2 protein-coding genes are annotated in these 2,016 nt (G+C 29.9%); both read right to left on the bottom strand.

Features of this window, described 5'->3' with window-relative positions; all coding sequences use genetic code 11:
• Positions 1–97: 97 nt before the first annotated feature.
• Positions 98–793, bottom strand: coding sequence for a hypothetical protein (locus M4I23_RS19365; protein ID WP_249755505.1), 696 nt, complete (start codon positions 791–793; stop codon positions 98–100).
• Positions 794–1,011: 218 nt separating this feature from the next.
• Entirely contained in the window at positions 1,012–1,827 is an 816-nt protein-coding gene (locus M4I23_RS19360) for a hypothetical protein (protein ID WP_249755504.1), read from the bottom strand.
• Positions 1,828–2,016: the final 189 nt, after the last annotated feature.

The raw sequence follows: 2,016 nt of genomic DNA, 5'->3' as shown, positions 1-2,016 counted from the left end.
GTTAGTTGCGTGTTTAAGCAACTAATTTAGTAAACAAAAACGAACGCGAGAAAATTCCGAAGGAATTTTCCAAATAATCACTTGCCAAAGCAATTAATTATACACGTTGTTGTAAGTAGTTATTTCTACTATATTTTGCTCTATCAACGTTACCTGCTTTAAACAGACCTTTTTCTATTTGCATATTAATTTCAGCTATTGATTTGTCAAACTCTTCAGGGTTTTCAAAAGTTGAACTTATGTAAGGTCCAGTTTCTATTCCACTTGGTCCAATCCATCCCGACTTAATGTTTGAATAAAGTTGCCTTCCTATTTTGAACCATAAGTTGTTTAAATCGTCATTGACTTTTTCTGTCAGTTTAAATTTAGTTGAAACTTTAGTGTACTTTTTGGGAATAGGATATCTGCCCCAATATGGTATTGCATCTGATAAAATAGATAATAATTTCCTCTCATTTTTATCAAACGCTATTGAATCAATTTTGTCAACAAGTGTTTCTAAATTGTGATTTGAACTTATTTCAGATGATATTTTCCCATTTGAAACAAAAGAGCTGTTTTCAGATATTATGAGTCCTTTCAATATGTTTTCAATTGAAAAACCATAATTTAAAAAGTAACCTCTTTCAAGTCTTAAACCTTTTTCGTTTTCAGGATATCTATTTATTTCAGTCCCCGAATTAGAGAAAATGAGTTCTGCAATTTCTTTTAGTTCCTCTGAATAATCTAACCAAGAAGTAGGAGCGGAATCAACATCAAAAGTATATTGCTTATTATCTTCAAATTTTCCCATTAGATTGTCTAATTACTTACAACGTTGATGTGTATGGAACGTAGCGTTTAAAAAGGTAATATATTTAAGGCTAAAACAGAGCTAAATTTTTAATTTTGTTTTTAACTTGTCAAACGTAAAAGCCAAATTAAAAATTTGGCGGACTTCGCAAATAAGCAAAAACCTCTGGGAAATCCTAATTTAGCTATGTTTTATACACGGTGTTACCCAACGTTTTTTTATTCGACTGTTAGTTTTAATTTCCGATTTCCGCCATTCAATTCAGTCAGTTTTCCTTTTTTCAAACGAAATTCCAATTCATTAAATTCAATCCATTTTGCACTAGACAAAGCAAAACTTATTTCATCGTCCTTATTCAGATTCCGAGAATTTAAAATCAGCGTTTCATTAATGTTTTTCCATAATCCTTCTGTAAAATCTGAACTATGTCCCTTATTTACCCAATATTTAAATGTTCTGTCTTCTTTTAAAATTAATTTAATTGCAAATCGTTCTTTGTTACTCCCTTGAAATTCGCCATAGAATAATTTTGTTTTTCTATTTGGTGGTTCAATTTCCATTAAAGAAAACATTTTGCTATTAAATATTTCGATAAATTTCTTATCTCGATAAGAATCAGTACAAGTGTGGCAGAATTTTAAATTAACAATCTCGATGTTATTTAATTGAAGAGTGTCAATCATTTTATCTGGGCAACCAGAATAACCTCCAACTGCACTTACTAAAATTCTTTTTCCATCAAGAAATAATTTGGTTGCAATTTCATTAATTCTATTATCTAACCATCTATTGTCACTTTCAGTTAGTTTGAAATCTTTTCTAAGTCCGCTGTAAATTTGAATACTGTTTATCGTATTCAATTCAGTTTGTAATAGTCGACTTTCAGGTTTATGAATTGAGTCAAATTCCAAGTTTTTCGGCACGTAATTTATTAAGTCATAATACTCTTTTTCAAACAGAGTTGAGGATTCAGGATTTTGAGCAAAAATTAATGTGCTAAAAATTAAATTTAATATGAAAACGGTTTTTCTCAAATGTTGGGTAACGTTGTTGTGTATGATTAGTGGCGTGTTTAAGCACCTAATTTAGTAAATAAAAACCAAATAGAAAATGAACTGCTCCCAAAAAGTTAGACACTATTTGAGGGTATTATTATGGGAAGAAAAGTCAAGTATGATTACGCATTTAAACTTCGATGTGTAAAGCAAGTTTTAAAAAATCAC

The organism is Algibacter sp. L4_22 (assembly GCF_023473045.1).
Taxonomy (GTDB): domain Bacteria; phylum Bacteroidota; class Bacteroidia; order Flavobacteriales; family Flavobacteriaceae; genus Algibacter.
This window is presented reverse-complemented; position numbering and strand designations above follow the sequence as displayed.